This is a genomic window from Mycobacterium sp. NGS35, from assembly GCF_059812855.1.
In genome coordinates, this window is sequence record NZ_JCALDL010000005.1 from 113,793 (window position 1) to 132,656 (window position 18,864).

Here is an 18,864-nt window from a genome sequence, read left to right on the forward strand (position 1 = left end):
CTCAGGCTCCGTTCAGTCTGGCTTTCGCCTCGCGACGGCGCCGATGCAAGATCGGCTCGGTATAGCCGTTCGGTTGCTCCGTTCCGGACAGAATCAGATCCTGGGCGGCCAGAAACGCGATGCTGTCGTCGAAATTCGGCGCCATCGGCCGGTACGCCGAATCGCCCTCGTTCTGCCGGTCGACGATCGCGGCCATCCGCTCGAGGCTGGCGCGCACGTCTTCGGCGGTGATCACGCCGTGCCTGAGCCAGTTGGCCAGCAGCTGACTCGAAATGCGAAGCGTCGCACGGTCTTCCATCAATGCGACGTTGTGGATGTCGGGCACCTTGGACGAGCCGATGCCCTGGTCGATCCAGCGCACCACATAACCCAGAATCGACTGGCAGTTGTTGTCGACCTCTTCGCGGATCTCGTCGGGCTCCCAGGCCAGCTCTTTGGCCAGCGGGATGGTGAGCAGCTGTTGCAGCGATGTACGCCGGCCCTTTGCGGCGAGCTCCTTTTGCACCTCGCCAACGTCGACCTGGTGGTAGTGCATCGCGTGCAGCGTGGCCGCGGTGGGCGAAGGCACCCATGCGGTGGTGGCACCGGCCTTGGGTTGGCCGATCTTCTGCTCGACCATGTCGGCCATCAGCTCGGTCATGGTCCACATCCCCTTGCCGATCTGCGCGTGCCCGGGCAGTCCGCACTCGAGCCCGACGTCGACGTTGTTGTCCTCGTAGGCGAGGATCCACGGCTGGCTCTTCATGGTGCCCTTGCGCACCATCGGGCCGGCCTCCATCGACGTATGGATCTCGTCGCCGGTGCGGTCCAGGAAGCCGGTGTTGATGAACACCACGCGGTCCGCCGCGGCGCGGATACACGCCTTGAGGTTGACGCTCGTGCGGCGCTCCTCGTCCATGATCCCGACCTTGATCGTGTTCTGCGGCAGGCCGAGCACATCCTCCACTCGGCTGAACAGCTCGACCGTGAACGCCACCTCGTCGGGGCCGTGCATCTTGGGCTTGACGATGTAGATCGAGCCGGCGCGGCTGTTGACCATCGGGCCGTTGGCGTCGCTGGACTTCAGGCCATGAATCGCGATCAGGCTGGTGAACAACGCGTCTTGGATGCCTTCGTAGACCTCGTTGCCGTCTGCATCGAGGATGGCGTCGTTGGTCATCAGATGGCCGACGTTGCGCACGAACATCAGGCTGCGGCCGGGCAGCGTGAACTCGCTGCCGTCGGGGGCGGTGTAGCGGCGGTCTTCGTGCAGTACGCGGGTGAACGTGTTGCCGTCCTTGCTGACTTCGGCCGACAGGTCACCTTTGTTGAGCCCCAACCAGTTTCGGTAACCCCGCACCTTGTCGTCGGCGTCGACGGCCGCCACCGCGTCTTCGAAATCCATGATCGTGGTGACCGCGGACTCGAGCATCACGTCCTTGACGCCGGCCTTGTCGGTCTTGCCGACGGGGGAGTCGGGGTCGATGAGGATGTCGATGTGCAGCCCGTGGTTTTTCAGCAGCACGGACCACTGCGGTGAGCCGAGTTCGCCCGTGTAGCCGGCGAACTGCTGCGGCTGGGCGAGCGTGGTCTCCCGGCCGCCCTCCAGCGAGACGATCAGCCGGCCGTCCTCGATGCGGAAAGCTGTCGCGTCGGTGTACGAGCCGTTGGCCAGCGGAACCGAGTCGTCGAGAAACTTGCGCGCGTACGCGATGACCTTGTCGCCGCGCACCGGGTTGTAACTGTCGCCTTGTTCCGCGCCGTCGTCCTCGGGGATGACGTCCGTGCCGTAGAGCGCGTCGTACAGCGACCCCCACCGGGCGTTGGCCGCGTTCAGCGCGAACCGGGCATTGAGGATGGGCACCACCAGTTGAGGGCCGGCCGTGGAGGTGATCTCCGCGTCGACGTTGGCGGTGGTGACGGTGAAGTCCTCGGGTTCGGGCAGCAGGTAGCCGATGTCGACGAGGAACTGCTGGTAAGCCTCCTGGTCGATCGGCTCGATGACCCGCTGGCGGTGCCACTTGTCGATCTGGGCCTGCAGTTCGTCGCGACGGGCCAGCAGTTCGGCGTTGCGCGGACCGAGATCGGTGATCACCTTGTCCACGCCGGCCCAGAAGGTGTCGGGATCGATGTCGGTGCCAGGCAACGCCTCGTTGTTGATGAAGTCGTATAAAACCTTGGCCACTCGCAGGTTGCCGGTTGCCACCCGCTCCGTCATGCGTCCTCCCGTCGGTTGTGTCGGTACAGCTTACCCAGCGGTAACGTCGGCTTTTCCGGCGCGGCGGCGAGCAAGGCGCGACACCGCTTCAGCAGTGCGAGGCGCACAGTCGCTGCCCGCTGAGCGATCGCCAGCTGCTGACGCACGTACTCCGCGCGGCCGGCGGGTGTCTCGATGCACACCGGCTCGTACCCCAGGCTGCGAAGGTCGTAGGGGCTGGCTCGCATGTCGAGCTCGCGTGCCGTGAAGGCCAGCTCGAACGCATCCATGAGGATGTCGGAGTCGACCAGCGGCAGCAGCTTGGCCGCCCACTTGTAGAGGTCCATCGCGGCGTGCAGACACCCCGGCTGCTCGGTGTGCAGCTGCATTTCCCGCGTCAACTGGGCGCTGTTGCGCCCCCGCGCCGGGGCAGTGAAGAAGCGGAAGGCGTCAAAGTGCGTGCAGCGCAACGGCATTGACTCGACCACCGCATCGGTGCCGCGATACCCCAACCGCAGCGGCAGTAGGTGGCGAGGCCGCTCCGTGCGATACACCATCGCCCATTCGTGCAGCCCGAAGCAGCCCAGCTGCGCGGGCCGCGCGGCTGTGGCGTCCAGCAGTCCGACGACGAATTCGACGGTGTCGCGACGCCGCTGCAGAAGGGCGGGGTCGACGGTGACCACGTCACCGGTCTGGCGATAGCCGGCCAGCCTGGTGTACGTCTCGGCCGCCTGGCCCGCCAGTCCCACGCCGAACCCGGGATGCCAGCGCGCGAGATGACCGGGCCGCAGCGTGTAGTACGTGAACAGGAAGTCGACGACGGGATGCGACGCACCGTCGCCGCGCCGTTGCAGGTAGGGCCCGACGAGCGCGTCGACCCGCTTCCGGTGCAGGTCGCGGCGCCGCGTCCAGTCCGCTTCGGCCAGCACATCAGACACGGTGTGTGCCGTCACGGACAGTGCCGACGAGGTCCTCGACCAAATCCTCCAAGGCCACCATGCCGGTCACCGAACCGTCGGCGCCGACCACCAAAGCCAGGTGGCTGTTGTTGCGGCGCATCCGCGACAGCGCGTCGGGCAGCGACATGCTCTCCGACACTTCGGGCAGGGGCCGCACAGTCGAACGGTCGACCACAGCATCCGGGTCGTCGACAGCGGGCAGCACGTCCTTGATGTGCACGTATCCGACGAACCCGCCCGTGGCGTCGACGACGGGGAACCGCGAGTATCCGGTTTCGCCGAGCGCTCGCTGGATGGCTTCGACGGTCGGGCCGTCGCCGTCGGGGGCGATCTCGACGGTGTGGACCTCGCCGAGCGGGATCGCGATGTCGGACACAACCCGGTTGCGGATTTGAAGTGCGCGGGACAGCCGCATGTGCTCCTCGGGGTCGAGCAGCCCCTCCGACCGTGACTCCGCGATCATCTCGGAAAGTTCGACGGCAGACACCGTGTTCTCGAGTTCGGTCTTGGGCTCGATCCGCATCGCGCGCAGCGTCACGTGCGCACACCAGTCGTAGAACGCGATCACCGGCCGCGTGGCCTGCACCCACCACAGATACGGCGGCACCAACAGCATCGCAGCCGACTCCGGACCGGCGATTGCGATGTTCTTGGGCACCATCTCGCCGAGCAGCACATGCAGCACGACGACGATCGTGATCGCGACCACGAACGACACCGAGTGCAGTACCGCGTCGGGCACGCCGACCAAGTCGAAGGGCTTCTCCAGCAGATGAGCGACGGCCGGTTCGCCGATGCGGCCCAACAGGATCGAGCACACCGTGATGCCCAACTGGGCCCCGGCCAGCATCATCGACAGGTTCTGCCCGGCCTGGATGACCGTCACCGCCGTACGTTTGCCTTGCTCGGCGAGCGCCTCGAGTCGGTCGCGGCGCGCGGAGATCAGCGCGAACTCGGCCCCCACGAAGAACGCGTTGGCCAACAGCAGCAGCACGGTCAGCACGACCCCGAGCACGTCGGCCATCAGCGCTCGTCTCGTTCGTCGCTGCGCCGGCCCAGCTTCACCAGCTCCAGCTCGTCGATGCGACGGCCGTCCATCTTCGCCACAGTCGCGCGCCAGCGAATCGGGTCGTCCAGCGAGCCGTCGGGTTCGAACGCCTCGAGCTCCACCGACTCGCCGACCTCGGGGATGTGGCCGAGTTCGTGCATCACCAGGCCGCCGATGGTCTCGTATTCGCCCTCGTGCCCGCGGAAGCCCGTCGCCGCGGCGACTTCGTCGATGCGCAGCAGCCCCGACACCCGCCAGCCGCGGCCGGACTGCTGCACGTCCAGGGTCGGTTCGTCGTGCTCGTCGCGAATGTCGCCGACGATCTCTTCGATGAGGTCTTCGACGGTCACCATTCCGGCGATGCCGCCGTACTCGTCGGCGACCAGCGCCGTCTGCAGCCCGTTGGCCCGGACTTGCGCCATCAGCGCATCGCCGTCGAGCGTCGAGGGCACCACCGATACCGGAAGCGCGACATCGGCCAGCCGGGTGCGGGCGTGCTGGTCGTGCGGGACCTCGAACACCTGCTTGACGTGCACCAGGCCGATTGTTTCGTCGAGGTCGCCCTCGGTGACCGGGAAGCGCGAAAAGCCGGTTTGGCTGGCCTTGGCCACCAGATCGGCAATGGTGTCGGCGGCTTCCAGCGCCTCGATCTTGGACCGCGGCGTCATGAATTCCTCCGCGGTGCGCGCACCGAACTGCAGGGATCGGTCGACCAGGGTCGCCGTCGTCGGATCCAGCGAGCCACGCCGCGCGGAGTTGCGCACCAGGGACCCCAGTTCCTGGGGAGAACGTGCGGATCGCAGTTCTTCGGCGGGCTCGATACCCATGCGGCGCAGGATCCAGTTCGCGGTGCCGTTGGTGAGGTGGATCAGCGGGGTGAACACCATCGAGAACATCACCTGCGGTCCGGCCACCATGCGCGCGGTCGGCAGCGGCCGCGCCACCGCGAGGTACTGCGCCACCAACTCGCCGAACACCATCGACACCGAGGTCGCGATCAGCAGCGACAGCGCCAGCGCGGTGCCGTCGGCCCAGGTGTCGGGCACCTTCACCGCGGTCAGCAGCGGCTGGAGCAGCCGAGCGATCAACGGCTCGGCCAGGTAGCCGGTGATCAGCGTGGTGATGGAGATGCCGAGCTGAGCACCGGAGAGCTGAAATGACAATGTGCGGTGAGCCCGCTGCACCATCCGGTCGCGTGGACCGCCGGTGCGCGCGTTCGCGTCCACTGTGCTGCGTTCCAGAGACGTCAACGAGAATTCCGCGCTGACGAATACCGCGGTGCCCAATGTCAGCACCAAAAAGCCCAGCAGACTGAGCAGAATCACGACGACGTTCATCGCAACCCTGAGATGAGCTGGCCGGACCGCATGCCCGGCTGGCTAGAGGACGGCTCGGCGTCGGACGGGTCCGTCGCCGGTCGCTCAGCCCGGAAGGTTCCCTCCATACCAAGGGCCGCGACGGGTGCCTGCGGCACGGAACCCCTTCCCCTCGGATCGCGAAGAAGCACCCATGGTATCGCGATGGCGCACGTGGACCGGAGCGTTCATTGCCGCGTCCAGGAGAGAGCGACTATCGCAGTCACCCAGACAGTTAGGTTAGCCTCTGCTATCTTACCTCCCGTGACGGAGTCCCTCGCGGCCACGGTTGCGCCGGCGGACGTCGTCGCCGGGCTGGCCAACGCAGTGCCTGAAGCCCGAGGCGACGACTACCTGGTATACGAGAACGCCGGCCGCTGGACGCTGGCGACGGGCACCCAGACGCTTGTCGAACTCGACAGCGACGAGCTTCGGGTGGTGCGCGACGGCGTGGTGCACCGCCAGGCGTGGTCCGGGCGGCCCGCAGCGAAACTCGGGGAAGTGGTCGACCAGCTGTTGCTGGAGTCCGACGCGGCGTACGGCTGGATTGCGTTCGAGTTCGGCGCGTATCGCTTTGGGCTGCAACGACATTTGCCGCCGAAGACGCCATTGGCGCGGCTGTTCGTACCGCGCACGCGCGTCGTCGTCACCGCTGACGGCACTGTCCTCGACGGGCCGGACGAGTACGACGCGGTGCTATCGCGGCTGCAGACCGTCGGCCCGCCGCCGATCGGTCCGACGCGCGCGGTCGATCTGCGCCCGGATCCCAGCCGCTACCGCGAACGCGTGGTGGCCGCCGTCGACGAGATCCGCGCCGGCCGCTACCACAAGGTGATCCTTTCGCGCAATGTCGTCGTGCCGTTTGCTCTCGACTTCCCGGCGACGTACCGGCTGGGCCGTCGCTACAACACCCCGGCGCGGTCATTCCTGTTGCGGCTGGGCGGTATTCGTGCGCTGGGTTACAGCCCCGAATTGGTCACCGCGGTGCGCCCCGACGGCGTCGTGGTCACCGAACCGCTGGCGGGCACCCGGGCGTTCGGCCGCGGCTCCGCGAACGATATCGCCGCCCGCAACGACTTGGAGTACAACACCAAAGAGATTGTGGAGCATGCTATTTCGGTGCGCAGTTCGCTGCGCGAGATCGCCGAGGTCGCCGAGCCGGGAAGCACGGTGGTGAGCGACTTCATGTCCGTGCGCGAACGCGGCAGCGTCCAGCATCTGGGTTCCACGGTGCGCGCGCGGCTGCACCGGTCGTGTGACCGCATGGACGCGCTCGAGGCGCTCTTCCCGGCAGTGACCGCGTCAGGCATTCCGAAGGCCGAAGGCATCGAATCGATCCTGCGCTTGGACGAGTCCCCGCGAGGCCTGTACTCGGGCGCTGTCGTGGCGCTTTCTGCAGACGGCGGACTGGACGCCGCGTTGGTGTTGCGGGCCGCCTACGAACGCGACGGCCGCACCTGGCTGCGAGCGGGTGCCGGGATCATCGCCGAGTCGTCGCCGGAACGCGAGTTCGAGGAAACCTGCGAGAAGTTGACCAGTCTCGCGCCGTATCTGGTCGCGCGATCCTAGGCCGAAGCCCCCAATTGCGCTGCGAGCGCCCGCTTGTCGACCTTGCCGACCGCTGTCGTCGGCAGCGCTGCCATGGGCACCAGCATGTCCAGGCGCACGTGGGTGGCTACACCTCGCTCGTCCAGGTAGGAGTTGAGGTCGGCCAGTGTCGTCGGGGCTCCATCGAAAACCACTGCGGCACAGATTTTTTCGCCCAGGTGTTCGTCCGGTAACCCTACGGCGGCCACTGCCCAGACAGCCGGGTGCGTCAGCAGATGTGATTCGAGGTCGAGGGCAGAGATTGTTTCGCCAGCGCGCTGGATGACGTCTTTGACCCGGCCGGTCACCTCCACGTAGCCGTTGGCGAAGCGACGCACCCGGTCGCCGGTGCGGTAGAAGCCGTCCGGGCTGAACGCCCGCTCGTTGTCGCGTGGGGCACGGAAGTAGCCGTTGAACGTGCACGGTCCGCGCACCAGCAGTTCACCCTCCTCGCCGGGCCCGACGTCGTTGCCGGCGTCGTCGACCACGCGCAGCTCGTCGTGCGGGGACAACGGGCAGCCTTGTGTGTGGTACACCACGTCGGCCGGATCGTCGAGCCGCGTGTAGCAGACCATGCCCTCGGCCATCCCGAACACCTGCTGCAGTCCCGGTGTCAAGGCAGCCCGGACCGCACGGGCGTCGTCGGCACCCAGCTTGGCCCCCCCAACCTGAAGCAGCCGAAGGCTTTTCGGCCGAGTGGGCTCCCACTCGCATGCCTGTGCCCACAGTTTGGCCAGCGCCGGCACCAGCGCGGTGACGGTAACCCGGTGCCGTTCGATCGTCGCGAACGCCGACTCCGGGCTCGGGTCGGTGCTGAAAACCACTGTCGCGGCGGCGTTTATCGCGCCGAGGATGCCGGGGCACGCCAGCGGGAAGTTGTGTCCCGCCGGTAGCGACACGAGGTAGACGTCATCCCGGGTCAGCCGGCACAATGCCGCGCTCGCGGTGGCGTTGTAAAGGTAATCGTCGTGGGTGCGGGGGATGAGTTTCGGTGGGCCGGTGGTGCCACCCGACACGAGCAGCAGCGCCGGCGCCTCCGGGTCGATGGTGACGGCCGGAGGCTCGCAGTCGTGGGCCACCACATCGGCCCACGGGGTGAAGGAGCCAGCCTCGCCGTCGACGACGACATGGTGTATCGCAGGATGTGCTGCGATCAGCTGCTCGGCCATCGAGCGGTAGTCGAAGCCGTTCACCTCGTCGGCGATCACTGCCGCGACCGCGCCGCTCACCTCGGCGAAGTGGCTGAGTTCGGCGAGCCGGTGGCCGGGCAGGCACATGACCGGAATGGCGCCGGTGCGCAGCAGAGCGAACAGCGCGACCGCGAAGCGGCACGAATTGGGCAGTTGTAGCAGCACGCGCTGCTTCGGCGCGATCCCGAGCGACGCGAACCCGGCGGCTGCGCGGTCTGCCAGTGCGTCGAGTTCGGCATACGTGAAGCGCTCGACGGCATCCACGACAGCGGTCCGGTTCGGCCACCGCGTTGCGGCCACGCGCAACACGGAGTCGAGTGGGCGGCCGGTCCAGTAGCCCGCTGCGCGGTAAGCCGCCGCACGCTCGGGCGGGAACGGGACGAAGCCGTCCATGACCTCCGGTGGTGCGCTTTCGGGCGGCTGGGCAGCGGTCACGGATGCTCGAAGTCTCCAGGGTAGGCGTGTCCTGTTCGGTGAACGTACGGTAGCCTACGGCAAGTTAGGGCAGCCTCTACTAACTCCTGCTCGGAAGGTCGACCCCCGACTTGACTACGACTGGTGTCACGCCGGAAGTGCTGCGACACGTCGCACCAACCGCCGGCCAGCGGCGAATGTGGTTCGTTTCCTTCGCCGACGGAAGCGGTGCGGCGCTGAACGTCGCCGCGTCCTACCGGCTCACCGGCGATCTCGATGCGACGCGGCTGAAGGACGCAGTCGCGGCGGTGACGGCGCGTCACGAAATTCTGCGCACCACATATCGGGTCGACGATCTAGGCGGCCTGGCCCAGGTGGTCCACCCGATCGGCGCACTGTCGCCGGCGTGGACGCAACACGATCTGACGCACTTGACCGGACAGGGCCAGCAATTGCGGCTAAATGTGTTGGCGCAACGGCAGTTCGGGATGCCGTTTGACCTGACCGTCGATTCGCCGCTGCGCCTCACACTGATCCGCATGAATGAGGCCGAACACATGCTGCTGGTCGTCGCCCACCGCATCGCCTGGGACGACGCGTCGTGGCCAGTATTCCTGACCGACTTGAGCGCGGCTTACGCCGACCCTCGCGGCTACTCGAACGCTCCGGCAGTGCCGTTGACGCAGCCGCAACTCGCAGCCGATTCCGGCGCCGATCTGACCTACTGGCGAGATGTGTTAGCGAACTTGCCTGAGCCCCTTGAACTTCCAGGCCCGAATGGCGCGGCAGTACCGCGCACCCGACGTTCCGGCGTCTGCATGCGACAGCTGTCCGGCGAGATCATGGTTGCGGTCGACCGCCTCGCGGCCAAGACAGGCACCACCCCCGACGCGGTCGCGTGCGCTGCGCTCTGCGCGCTCATAACCCGATACACCCACACTCACGATTTCCTGATGGCCTCGGCTGTCCCGGAGTGCACTCAGCAAACGCGTCAGGCGATCGGCTACTTCGCCGGCCCCGTCTTGCTACGAGTAAAAACTCAGTCAGACAGTAGTTTTCGGGACCTTGTGACATATCTCCACGGCACCATGAGCGCGGCATATGCGCATCAGGGCGCCGCGCTGGATCGGGTGACCCGTGAGATCACCGGGAATCCCCGCGGCGCCGACAGCGTGGCGCGGTTGAGCTTCGCCCGGTGTGACCACACGCAGAGCACGCGCAGCGGTGCCTTCGCAGACGGTGTGCGGTGCACGCGCACAGCGTTGCACGGTGAACCGGGACGACTGCCACTCGAGATAACGGTCGAACGCGGACCCGGCGGCGCGCGGGCAAAGGCCCGGTACTTGACGGAGGTGCTCGACCGCCCCCTGGTCAGCCAATTGTTGACACATTTGGAGCAGATCCTCAAAAATGCCGTGCGCCAACCTGATACGGCGCTCTGGGCGCTCGATTTCCTGGGCCGCGATGCCGCCTGGCTGTACGAGGTGTCCCGCGGCGCGAAGGCTGACGTGCCCGCTGTCACCCTCGCCGATGCCGTGCAGCGTCAAGTCCGAGCCACCCCGAACGCGGTCGCGCTGACCTACGACGGCCGGCACCTCACCTACCGCGATATCAATGAACAGGCAAACCGGCTGGCGCACTGGCTGATCGCACGGGGGATCGGCGCCGAAGACGTGGTGGCAGTGGTCATGGAGCGCTCGCCTCAACTCGTTGCCAGCGCGTTGGCAATCGCGAAAACGGGCGCGGTGTACCTGCCGGTCGACCCGGCCTATCCAGCCGACCGGATCGACTTCATCCTCGCCGACGCGGCACCCAAACTCGTGCTGCGCGACCCTCTTCACGACGTCGCCCGATCGCTCGACAGGTATCCGGCCAGCGATCCGACCGATGCCGACCGGGTAAGCCCGCTGCGGCCGGACAACCTCGCCTACGTGGTCTATACCTCAGGTTCCACCGGTGCACCGAAAGGGGTGGCCGTCACACACGCCTCGGTGGCGCAGTACTTCGCCTGGTTCGGCGCCGTGTGTCACGCCGACGGCGCCGAGACCGTGCTGCAGGTGACCTCGAGCAGCTTCGACTTTTCCATCGAGGAGATCTTCGGAACCTTGAGTCGCGGTGCGCGTTTGGTGATTCCACGTCGGGATGTGTTGCGCGACGTCGGCTATCTGACCGACTTGCTGAAACGCGAGCGGATCACGTCGATGCACCTGGTGCCGTCGATGCTGGGGCTGTTCCTGTCGCTACCCGGCAGCTCGCAGTGGCGGACGCTGCAGCGTATCCCGGTTGGTGGCGAGCCGCTGCCGGGAGATCTTGCCGACAAGTTCCACGCCACGTTCGACGCGCCGCTGCACAACTTCTACGGCCCGACCGAGGCCACGATCGCGTCGACGACGTATCACGCGGTGGGCAAGCAGGGCGTTCGCGTGGTGCCGATCGGTAGGCCGAAGATCAACACCACCGTGCATCTGCTCGATCACATGCTGCAGCCCGTACCGGTCGGCGCGATCGGCGAAATCTACATCGGTGGCGACTCTTTGGCCAGGGGTTACCTCGGCCGGCCAGTATTGACCGCAGAGCGGTTCGTCGCCGACCCCTATACGACGAGCGGCCGGTTGTATCGCACAGGTGACGTGGCCCGACGTAACGGCGACGGCGACCTCGAGTTCATCGGGCGCGCCGACGAACAGGTCAAGGTGGGCGGATTGCGCGTCGAAATCGGTGAGGTGGCCTCCGCCATCTCCGTCGATCCCAGCGTCGGCCAATGCGTCGTCGTCGTCCGCGAGTTGGCCGGCGCCGGGCGCGCACTGGTGGCCTACGTGACGCCGTCGGCCGGCTGCGACGCGGTCGAGGTGGACCGGGTACGGGCTCGGGTCAGCGCGGTACTGCCGGACTACATGACGCCGGCGGCGTACGTGGTGCTCGACGAAATACCCATCACCACCCACGGCAAGATCGATCGGGGTGCGCTGCCCGAACCCCAGGCGCACAACCGATGACCGGCACACTCGCGATCGTGGGCGCCGGCGCCAAGGCGGTGGCGGTGGCCGCGAAGGCGGCAGTGCTGCGCGAGATGGGTATACCGGCGCCCGATGTGTTCGCGGTCGAACGCCGGGGCGTTGCGGCGAACTGGCAGGCCGTGGGCGGCTGGACAGACGGCCGACAGCGATTGGGTACCAGCCCCGAGAAGGACGTCGGCTTTCCCTACCGGTCGACGCTCGCGCCGGGCCGAAACGCCGAACTCGACACGCGGATGCTGCGGCACAGCTGGCAGGCGTTTCTCGTCACCACAGGCGAATTCGCGGGTTGGGTCGACCGCGGCCGGCCGTCGCCGCCGCACGGGACATGGGCCAAATATCTGCGCTGGGTCGCTGAGGCAGCGGGCTTGAGAGTCGTTGGCGGGGAGGTGGTTGAGGTTTCGGTCGACGGGTCGCAATGGGTACTACAGACGCGGGATTCGCGCCTTACCGCAGAAGCGATCATGATGACCGGCCCGGGCCAGCCCGCCCGCTCGATCCTGCCCGGCCATCCACAAGTGTGGTCGATAGCCCAATTCTGGCAGCGCGCCGCGGGCACCGAACGCATCGGCGCCACGCGAGTAGCCGTGATCGGCGGCGGCGAGTCCGCCGCATCGATCCTCAATGAGCTTTTCCACCACCGGTTTTCGGCGATCACCGTGATATCGCCCCAGGCAACGCTGTTCACCCGCGGCGAGGGCTTCTTCGAGAATTCCCTGTTCTCCGATCCGACCGACTGGCACAGCCTGTCGCTCGCCGAGCGGCGGGAGGCCATAGCCCGCACCGACCGCGGAGTGTTCTCCGCCCGGGTGCAGGAGTCGCTGCTCGCCGACGAGAGGATTCGGCACTTGCGCGGACGTGTCGCACACGCCGTCGAGCGGGACGGTCAGATCCGGATCACGCTGCACACCGACGGCCCACACGGCGGCACCGTCGGTGAACGGCTGGAGACAGTGCACGGGTTCGACCTCGTGATCGACGGGTCCGGCGCCGACCCGCTGTGGTTTATGCCCCTGCTGCGCCAAGACGCCCTGGACCTATTGGAGCTGGGTCTCTGCGGCCCCGTCACCCGCGAGCGGCTGGAGGAATCCATCGGCCACGATTTGGCCGTCACCGGTGTGACGCCGAAGCTGTTCCTGCCCAATCTGTCCGCCCTCAACCAGGGTCCCGGGTTTCCCAACCTGAGCTGTCTGGGGCGGATGTCGGATCGTGTGCTGGGCGCCGACCTCGGTGGGACCGCTCGAGCACCTACCGGCGCGGCGCAGTGTCAGCGCATCTGACGCGACAGGTCACGCGCTGTCAGCGCAGCGAGCACGTCGGCGGTGGAGGCCCCGCCGAGCAAATCCGCGACCGGCAGCTCATAGTCGAACTCGTTCTTGACACGGCGGTGAAACTCCAACGCCTGCAACGAGTCCAGGCCGATCGCCACCATCGGTACCGAGGTGTCGATCGCATCGGGGCCCTCGACACCGATGACGTCGGCAAGCAGCTTGACGAACCGGTGTGGAACATCCGCTGCCGCATCCGCCGGCTCGGACTCGACGACCGGCGACGCCAGCTGTGAGAGCAACGGCCCATAGCCGTAGGCGTCGAGCACCGGCCGCGCGGTGTCGAGGTCGAACGCCGCGACGAGCGCGTTGCCGCGCAGCCCGCACATACCCAGCGCCAGCGCGTCGGCGGGCGCCATCGGCAGCACGCCGGTAGCCGCCAGTCTCGCCTTACTCGTCGCGTCGAGGTCGAAATGCACGGTCCACGGGCCCCATTCCACCGACACGCAGTCGGCGCCGTCGGCGCGTAACCGATGTGCCAGCGCATCGAGCATCCGATTGGTTGCTGCGTACACCACCTGGCCCCGGCCGCCGACATTCGCCGCCATCGACGAGCACAACACGATCCGGCAGTCGTCGGTGCGGGGAAATGCTCCGAGGACACGCCAGATGCCGAGCACTTTGGCGCGCATCGACTTGTCCACATTCGCCGCGGTCACGTCAGCCAGTTCCAGGTGCGAATAGTCAAGCGCGGCATGGATTATCAGGTCTGCCGGTGTGTTGCGATACGCGTCGGACAGTTCGGCCACTGCTGTGTGATCGCCGACGTCGCACTTGACCACCTGGATGTCCGACGTGGTCGCGGAACGGATCTGCGCCAGCCGCGCCGCGACCTCGGCGTTGCCGCCCGATCTGCTCACCAGCGTGATCCGGTGTGCGCCCCCGTGTGCAAAGTGGTTGCAGAACTCCAGGCCAAGATTGCCGGTGCCGCCGAGGATCAGCACATGCTCCGGGGTGTAGGGCTGGCTGAATGAGGTGTCGCCCTCGACCAGCCGCTTGGCGTAGAGCCCGCCGCCGCGCAGTGCCAGCTCCGACTCGTCGCGGGTGTGCAGCGCCGTGAGGATGGCGTGGGCAGGTTCCGGTTTCGCCGCAAGGTCGAGGTGGCGGAATCGGACGCGGGGATGTTCGGCGCCGATGCTGCGGAAACCTGCGCTGGCCGCGGCGTGCACCAGATCGGGTGGCGGGTCGTCGTCGACCACGGCCTCGCCCCCGACAGTGACCAGCCAGCATTCGGTGATGTTGTCGGTCAGTCGGGGCCACCACGGCCGGTCGGCGAAGAAGGCCGCGACTTCGGCGGCGGCCGCATCGACGTCCAGCGGCAGGGACGGTGGCAGCAACACCACCACGGTGTCGAGATCGGCTGCTGCTCCGGCATTTTCGCCGAGCATGCGGGCTGTGGCGCCGGTGTCACCCGCGGCAGTACAGAGCGCCGCGGCAAGGTCATCGGATACCCCGGTGTGGTCGACGATTCCGATGGCGCGCGGGGGTGTCAGCGACCGGTGCGAAAGCCGCACCCAGGTCTCGACGAGCAGCCGCGGAGGCACACTGACCGCGTGAGAGTCTCGGGCCGGCTGTGGCGGGCGAGCCGGAGCAGCCTCGTAGGGAAGCCAGAGCCGTGTCTCGTTCATCGGGGAGTTGGGGAAGTCCCGCAACGGTAGTCGCACGTCGTCGTCCCCGGTGCGCAGGTTCTCCCATCGATAGTCGAGGTCATGTAGCGCGAGTAAGGCCAGATTGCGGCTGAACTCACCGAGATCGGCGGCCGTGCGTTCGGACGTGCCCACCACGACGGACTTGTCCGCCTCGGGCGACGCCGCGAGGTTCTCGCGGATCGCCAACTGCAGCGTGGGGTGTTCGGCCAGTTCGACGAATGTATCGACGCCGCGTGCGAGCGCGGCAGCGATTGCTTTGTCGAACCGAACGGTGTTACGGAGGTTGAGAAACCAGTACTGCTCGACGGGCAGGCCGCCACCGATGGGGCCGCCGAGGGTGGCACCGAGGCATTCGATCGCGGTGGGAAGAAAGGCCGCATCTCGCAGGCGGTTCTGGGTGGCCGCGCGGACTTTGTCGCCGATCTCGTGGATCAGCGCCGTGTGCGCTGGATAGTGGACCGGGATGACCCGGGCGAACGTACCACGCTTCGCGAAGGCGTCGACGATCGCGGTGACGGTGCCGCGCTCGCCTGAAATAGCGTGCATGCCAGGGGAGTTGACCGCCGACAGCTGCGCCCAGCCCGGCTCGCGGGCGACAGCGTCTTCGCATGTGTCGCGATCTGCGGCCACCACCGCCATGGCGTACTCGGTAAAGACGAACTCGTCGGCGGCACGTGCGCGCGTACCGACGACGAGCGCGGCGTCGGCCAACGTCATCGCGCCGGCCACATAGGCGCACGCGATCTCTCCCTGGCTGTGTCCCACGCTGACATCCGGGGTGATGCCGAAGGAGCGCCACATGGCCGCCAGCGCAGCCATCTGGGTGAACAGCGCAGGTTGGACGGTCCGGGCGGAGTCGCCCGCAGATATCTGCTCTCCGAGCAGGTATTCCAGCGGCGACTCGCCGAACTGTCGGTCGAACGCTTCAGCGCAGCGGTCGGCTTCCGTGCGGAATGCGGGCACGGTGTCGTAGAAGAGCCGCCCCATTCCGGGCCGCTGCGCACCTTGTCCGGGAAAGACGAAGGCCAACCGGCGCGCCGCTGCCGGCCGGCCGGCGCGTAGCACCGCATTGTGTCTGCGGCCGTCGGCGATCGCCCGCAGGGCGGTGACCATGTCACCGCGGTTGCGCACCATCGCCAGAGCCCGGTACCGCCGAGCCGTTCGGCTGCGAAACAGCATGCCGGCGATTGCTTCTGGCGCGACTTCGGGGCGATCACTCACATAGGAGAGCAGTCCCGCGGCATCGGCGTGCACGAGAGCGGGACTGTCGCCCGAGACGAGGACGGGAATGGTGCCGTCGGGCAGCCGGTAGCTATGCACCCACGCCACCTTCTGCGTCGGCAGGCATCGCGATGATGGCGTGGGCATTGGCACCGCCCGCGCCGAAGGACGACACCGCGCCGTAGCGCACGCCGTCTTTGGGTTCCCATGGCTGGAGTTTGGCGGCCAGGCGCAGACCGGTCATGTCCCAGTCGACCTTTCGGGTCGGGTTGTCCGCGAACAGAGTCGGTGGAATGTAGCCGTGCTGTCCGGCCAGCAGCAGCTTGATCAGTCCCAGGATTCCCGACGCTGCCTGGGCATGTCCGGCGTTGGACTTCACCGAGCCGACCAACGCCTCAGAACCCGCTGTCCCGTACGTCTGGAACATCGCGATCAGCTCTACCGGATCACCGGCGAGCGTTGCCGTGCCATGCCCTTCGATCATTGCGACGTCTGACGGATCGATGCCGGCCGCGTCGATCGTCTTGCGGATCAGCTGCGCCTGGGCGCCCACCCGGGGCACCAGGATCGGCTTGCCCTTGCCGTTGTGGTTGGTGCGCACAGCGAGGATTCGCCCGTAGACGCGGTGTCCGAGTTGTCGCGCGCGCGATTCGCGTTCGACGAGCACCATGCCCGCACCTTCGCCCCACACCGTCCCGCTGGCGTCATCGGAGTACGCGCGACAGTGCCCGTCGTCGGAAAGTGCGTTGAGCCTTGCGAATTCGTAGAAGGCGGCGGGCGATCCCATGACGCAGGTGCCCCCGGCAAGTGCCCATTCGCATTCGTCGGCCCGCACCGCCGAGGCAGCCAGGTGCAGCGCCGTCAGCGACGACGCGCACGCGGTGTCGACCGCAATCGAAGGGCCGTGCAAGCCAAGACAGTGTGAGATGCGGCCCGCTGCCCCGAGCTGTCCCAGACTGGCGATCCGGTGTCCGCTGTAGTCGTCTGGGGTAGTGGCGCGCGGACCGTATTCCATCGGGGACAGGCCGACGAAACATCCGCCGTCGGCACCCTCCAGGGCACCGGGGTTCTCGCCCGCATTCTCCAGCGCCTGCCACGCCACCCGGATCGCGACGCGTTGCTGCGGTTGCATGACGGTGGCTTCGCGATGGGTGATGCCGAAGAAGGCCGGGTCGAAAGTGCTTGCGCGGTCGAGGAATCCGCCAGCATCACATACCGCGCCCCAGCCTTCCCGTCGCGACAGCGACAGCAGGTCGTCGATCGGCCAGCCGCGGTCGCGGGGGAAGGGCCCGATCAGTTCTTTCGCCTCGCTGAGCGCGGTCCACAATGCGGCCGGCGTGTCGATTCCGCCGGGTGCCTCGACGGCCATTCCCGAAATGACGATCGGATCGTCGTCGCCGGTCGACTCGGTCATGCCGTCTGTTCGCATCGTGCTCTCGTCGCCAGCAGCTCTGCGACTGCGTCGAGGTGGTGGTTCCAATAGAAGTGGCCGCCGTCGAACATGGTGACCGCCAGGTTGTCGGTGTGCTTCGCCCATCCGTAGAGATCGCCGAGCGTCACGATCGGGTCCTGGTCACCGCCGAGTGCGTGGATAGGCGCGGCGACCTTGACGTCGTCGGCGCAGGAATACGCGTCGAACGCTTGGTAATCGGCTTTGATCACGGGCAGCGCCAGCCGCATCACGTCGCGGTTGGCGAACACCCCTGCGTCGGTGCCCTCCAGCGCGCCGAGATGGTTGAGGATCGCCTCGTCCTCGGTCGGGTGAGGCGGTTTTGCGGCGGCGTAGCACGGAGCGACTGCGGCGGACGCGACGAGCTGGCGCACCTCGATGCCGCGTGCCTCCGCGATCCGGACGAACTCGAACGCGACCAACGCACCCATGCTGTGGCCAAACGTAAGGAGCGGGACGTTGCGGTTGTGCGGCGACGTCTGGAACTCGTCGAAAGCGCCCGCAGCGAGCTCGGGCAGCGACACCAGCGGCGGCTCGGCTGCTCTGTCCTGCCGCCCCGGGTACTGGAAAACGAGGACGTCGAACGTCGCGCTGAGTGCTTTCGAGAACGTGCGGTAGGCCGATGCCCCGGCGCCGGCGTGTGGAAAGACAAGCAGCGGGGGGCATTCGGGTGTTGGGGGTCGGTGGAATTGGCGAATCCAACCCAATGCGCGCATGCAGCACCGCCTCTCTCGATCGCCGTGTCGAATTCAGCGCGAAGGGCCTAAACTTAGCGAAGGCTAACATAACCCGGACGCGATAGCAGGAGTCTCCGTCAGCCCCGACCGCGGTCACGAACCATGAGCACGGCCCGCTTGTTCGGCAGCTCCAGCACGCCTGAGCGGTGAAAGCCTGCGCGCTCGAACGCCCGCACTGACCGCTCGTTGTCGACGTCAGGCTCCGCAACTACGCGGGTGGCGTGCGGGTCGGCCTGCAGCTGCCAGCCGGAGACCGCGCGCAGCAGAGCCGCCGCCAGTCCGCGGCCCCGCCACTGCGCCGGACCCACCAGCAAGTGCACTCCGGCGTCGTGCGCACGGGCGGCATAGTGCTGGGCCAGCGTGTCCAGATCGGCGCGGTAAAGCTCCCAGTAGCTCATCGGAACGCCACCGAGCACACCGACATACGGGGTGGAATGTCTGCTGCGGCACTGGCGGCGCAGATAATCGGCGATCCGGTCGCGCGGCCACGCCATCTTCCAGAACCGGGCGACGTCCGGGTCGTTCATCCACCCGTGGACGAGGTCGAGGTCGCATTGTGGATCAAGTGGGTGCAACGCGAACACTTTGGGGAACGCTTCGTGCTCGAGAACGGTGCGCCACTTCGACACGTCCGCTGCACCCACCGATGCGCTTGCCTGCGGCCCGTTCGTCATCAGGTCTCCCTCGCCTTGGCTAGTTAGCCTAGCCTATGCTAAGAACCTAGGTGGTGACGGAT

At 67.2% G+C, this 18,864-nt stretch carries 12 protein-coding genes; 3 read left to right on the plus strand and 9 right to left on the minus strand.

Going from position 1 to position 18,864, the window contains the following annotated elements; translation table 11 throughout:
• Nucleotide 1: 1 nt before the first annotated feature.
• Genes AC5Y4C_RS11010 through AC5Y4C_RS11025 form a run of 4 tightly spaced genes read right to left on the minus strand, consistent with a single transcriptional unit; the run spans nt 2 to nt 5,520 of the window.
• On the minus strand, nt 2-2,197 hold the full coding sequence (locus AC5Y4C_RS11010) for a malate synthase G (protein WP_499908488.1): 2,196 nt from the start codon (nt 2,195-2,197) through the stop codon (nt 2-4).
• Nucleotides 2,194-3,129, minus strand: a complete 936-nt coding sequence (locus AC5Y4C_RS11015; protein ID WP_499962890.1) for a 3-methyladenine DNA glycosylase — start codon at nt 3,127-3,129, stop codon at nt 2,194-2,196. Before AC5Y4C_RS11015 ends, AC5Y4C_RS11010 begins: the two co-directional genes overlap by 4 nt.
• The gene (locus AC5Y4C_RS11020) at nt 3,107-4,159 is read right to left on the minus strand and encodes a hemolysin family protein (RefSeq protein WP_499908484.1); all 1,053 of its coding nucleotides are present in this window, start codon (nt 4,157-4,159) and stop codon (nt 3,107-3,109) included. The genes AC5Y4C_RS11015 and AC5Y4C_RS11020 overlap by 23 nt, the downstream gene beginning before the upstream one ends.
• Nucleotides 4,159-5,520, minus strand: a complete 1,362-nt coding sequence (locus AC5Y4C_RS11025; protein ID WP_499962889.1) for a hemolysin family protein — start codon at nt 5,518-5,520, stop codon at nt 4,159-4,161. The genes AC5Y4C_RS11020 and AC5Y4C_RS11025 overlap by 1 nt, the downstream gene beginning before the upstream one ends.
• 183 nt (nt 5,521-5,703) lie before the next feature.
• Between AC5Y4C_RS11025 and AC5Y4C_RS11030 the strand changes: the two genes are divergently transcribed.
• Nucleotides 5,704-7,107, plus strand: a complete 1,404-nt coding sequence (locus tag AC5Y4C_RS11030; RefSeq protein ID WP_499962887.1) for a salicylate synthase — start codon at nt 5,704-5,706, stop codon at nt 7,105-7,107.
• On the opposite strand, the gene AC5Y4C_RS11035 is transcribed toward AC5Y4C_RS11030, so the two are convergent.
• On the minus strand, nt 7,104-8,708 hold the full coding sequence (locus AC5Y4C_RS11035) for a (2,3-dihydroxybenzoyl)adenylate synthase (protein ID WP_499963002.1): 1,605 nt from the start codon (nt 8,706-8,708) through the stop codon (nt 7,104-7,106). The two genes, AC5Y4C_RS11030 and AC5Y4C_RS11035, sit on opposite strands and share 4 nt — an antisense overlap.
• Nucleotides 8,709-8,860: 152 nt before the next feature.
• On the opposite strand from AC5Y4C_RS11035, the gene AC5Y4C_RS11040 reads away from it, so the two are divergent.
• The gene (locus AC5Y4C_RS11040; protein WP_499962885.1) at nt 8,861-11,725 is read left to right on the plus strand and encodes a non-ribosomal peptide synthetase; all 2,865 of its coding nucleotides are present in this window, start codon (nt 8,861-8,863) and stop codon (nt 11,723-11,725) included.
• Nucleotides 11,722-13,023, plus strand: a complete 1,302-nt coding sequence (gene mbtG / locus AC5Y4C_RS11045; protein ID WP_499962884.1) for an NADPH-dependent L-lysine N(6)-monooxygenase MbtG — start codon at nt 11,722-11,724, stop codon at nt 13,021-13,023. Before AC5Y4C_RS11040 ends, mbtG begins: the two co-directional genes overlap by 4 nt.
• On the opposite strand, the gene nbtC is transcribed toward mbtG, so the two are convergent.
• The 4 genes from nbtC to AC5Y4C_RS11065 all read right to left on the minus strand — a co-directional run bounded on the left by nbtC (nt 13,011) and on the right by AC5Y4C_RS11065 (nt 18,802).
• Nucleotides 13,011-16,025, minus strand: a complete 3,015-nt coding sequence (gene nbtC / locus AC5Y4C_RS11050) for a nocobactin polyketide synthase NbtC (RefSeq protein ID WP_499963000.1) — start codon at nt 16,023-16,025, stop codon at nt 13,011-13,013. The genes mbtG and nbtC overlap by 13 nt on opposite strands.
• A 7-nt stretch (nt 16,026-16,032) precedes the next feature.
• Entirely contained in the window at nt 16,033-17,355 is a 1,323-nt protein-coding gene (locus AC5Y4C_RS11055; protein WP_499962882.1) for a beta-ketoacyl [acyl carrier protein] synthase domain-containing protein, read from the minus strand.
• Complete coding sequence (locus AC5Y4C_RS11060; protein ID WP_499962880.1) at nt 17,352-18,107, minus strand: thioesterase II family protein; 756 nt, start codon at nt 18,105-18,107, stop codon at nt 17,352-17,354. Before AC5Y4C_RS11060 ends, AC5Y4C_RS11055 begins: the two co-directional genes overlap by 4 nt.
• Nucleotides 18,108-18,205: 98 nt before the next feature.
• The gene (locus tag AC5Y4C_RS11065) at nt 18,206-18,802 is read right to left on the minus strand and encodes a GNAT family N-acetyltransferase (RefSeq protein WP_499908468.1); all 597 of its coding nucleotides are present in this window, start codon (nt 18,800-18,802) and stop codon (nt 18,206-18,208) included.
• Nucleotides 18,803-18,864: the final 62 nt, after the last annotated feature.

Excerpts from the sequence above, each read along its gene's own strand:
- AC5Y4C_RS11035 (WP_499963002.1), bottom strand. The coding sequence starts at position 8,708 with ATGGACGGCTTCGTCCCGTTCCCGCCCGAGCGTGCGGCGGCTTACCGC.
- AC5Y4C_RS11025 (WP_499962889.1), bottom strand. The coding sequence starts at position 5,520 with ATGAACGTCGTCGTGATTCTGCTCAGTCTGCTGGGCTTTTTGGTGCTG.
- AC5Y4C_RS11060 (WP_499962880.1), bottom strand. The coding sequence starts at position 18,107 with ATGCGCGCATTGGGTTGGATTCGCCAATTCCACCGACCCCCAACACCC.
- AC5Y4C_RS11020 (WP_499908484.1), bottom strand. The coding sequence starts at position 4,159 with ATGGCCGACGTGCTCGGGGTCGTGCTGACCGTGCTGCTGCTGTTGGCC.
- AC5Y4C_RS11030 (WP_499962887.1), top strand. The coding sequence starts at position 5,704 with ATGGCGCACGTGGACCGGAGCGTTCATTGCCGCGTCCAGGAGAGAGCG.
- AC5Y4C_RS11065 (WP_499908468.1), bottom strand. The coding sequence starts at position 18,802 with ATGACGAACGGGCCGCAGGCAAGCGCATCGGTGGGTGCAGCGGACGTG.
- mbtG (WP_499962884.1), top strand. The coding sequence starts at position 11,722 with ATGACCGGCACACTCGCGATCGTGGGCGCCGGCGCCAAGGCGGTGGCG.
- AC5Y4C_RS11010 (WP_499908488.1), bottom strand. The coding sequence starts at position 2,197 with ATGACGGAGCGGGTGGCAACCGGCAACCTGCGAGTGGCCAAGGTTTTA.
- AC5Y4C_RS11055 (WP_499962882.1), bottom strand. The coding sequence starts at position 17,355 with ATGACCGAGTCGACCGGCGACGACGATCCGATCGTCATTTCGGGAATG.